This is a genomic window from Microbacterium sp. B19 (assembly GCF_000333395.1).
Lineage (GTDB): Bacteria > Actinomycetota > Actinomycetes > Actinomycetales > Microbacteriaceae > Microbacterium.
On sequence record NZ_BADA01000450.1, the window covers coordinates 1 to 1341 of the forward strand.

The window sequence follows — 1341 nt, forward strand, 5'->3', positions numbered from 1 at the left end:
AACTCGACGTGCCGCACCGGCGTCCCGACGCGCGGGAACCCCGCCGCGAGTTCTCGATCGCCTCCGCACCCGAGGACCTTCCGACGGTCCGCATCGCGTTCAAGGACGGCTCGCAGTCGTCGTACAAGCGCGCTCTGGCGGAGGTTCCCGTCGGGGCGACGCTCGCGGCGACGGGCGTGTGGGGCGACTTCGTGCTGCCGTCGCGGCCGACCGCTCCCGTGCTGCTCGTCGCCGCCGGCATCGGCGTGACGCCGTTCGTGTCGCAGCTGCGGCACCTCGCGGCGACCGGGCAGGAGCGCGACGTGGTCCTCGTGTACGTCGTGTCCGAGGCGAGCGAGCTCGCGTTCCGCGAGGACCTCGTCGCCAGCGGCATCCCGGTGGTCGTGTTCTGTCGGGACGAGCCGAGCGATCTCCCGGCCGGGTGGGTGTGGGCCGGTCCCGACCGGGTGGATGCCGACGGGCTCCTGCGCGCGGTCCCCGACATCGCGCTGCGCACCGCCTACGTCTCCGGACCGCCGCGGCTCATCGCGGACCTGGCTCCGGCACTCTCCCGCGCGGCCTCGCTCACCACCGACGCGTTCGCGGGTTACTGACCAAGGCCGGCGTTCGCCGGGGCGGCCGCTTCGGGACGGACGCGTCGAGCCCGCGCGCTCAGCTCGACCACACCCACAGCGCGGAGCCGATCATCACGACGCCGGCCAGGGCGACGAACGCACCCACGACCGCGATCGGGAGCGGGTTCCGAAGACGCGGAGCACGGTCGACGGAACCTCTCGCAAACCACCGCGCCTCCGCTCTCGCAGCGGCTGCGTACACCGGTCCGCGGTACCCCGTGATCGCCGCTCCGGCGAAGAGGACGATGAGTCCGATGATCAGACCCGGCACGGCGGGCGCGGGCGCTCTCTGCGCGGATGTCAACGATTCGGCCGCACCCGGTTCCCCCGATCCTTCCCGACCATCGGTGGGGGAGGGGGACGCGGTCGGAACCCCGGGGGACGGCGATGCGGTCGGAACCGCCGGGGAGGGGGATGCCGGCGCGAGCTGCGCGGACTCCTCCGCCGGCTCGACATCCCGAGGTTCGGGCGCGACGTCCTGCGGCACCTCGCCGTCCGTGCCGCGGTACGTCGTTGTCCCGCCTGGCTCGCTGGTCTACAGCCCGCTGGCGGGCGGCGCCCTGAGCGGCAGGTACCGTGCGGGGCAGGAGAACGCCAACTTCCGCGCCTCGACGGGGATGCGGCACTTCCGCGACGAGCGGCGACTCGCCGTCATCGAGCAGCTGGTGGAACTGGCTCAGGATGCCGGGATGCCCCTGACGCATCTCGCGATGGCGTTCGCGATCAG

Annotated in this window: 3 protein-coding genes; 2 read left to right on the forward strand and 1 reads right to left on the reverse strand. The window is 73.2% G+C overall.

Translation table 11 applies throughout. The annotated features are described in order from the left end of the window. Positions 1–593: FAD-dependent oxidoreductase (locus I5G_RS15975; protein WP_022879957.1), on the forward strand; the 593-nt coding region annotated here is incomplete at its 5' end. A 58-nt stretch (positions 594–651) separates the two neighbouring features. Here the strand turns inward: I5G_RS15975 and I5G_RS15980 are convergent. Next, positions 652–885: a hypothetical protein gene (locus I5G_RS15980; RefSeq protein ID WP_022879958.1), complete on the reverse strand. Its 234-nt coding sequence runs from the start codon at positions 883–885 to the stop codon at positions 652–654. Between the two features lie 226 nt (positions 886–1111). Between I5G_RS15980 and I5G_RS24880 the strand changes: the two genes are divergently transcribed. Beyond that, positions 1112–1341: aldo/keto reductase (locus tag I5G_RS24880; RefSeq protein ID WP_239642559.1), on the forward strand; the 230-nt coding region annotated here is incomplete at its 3' end.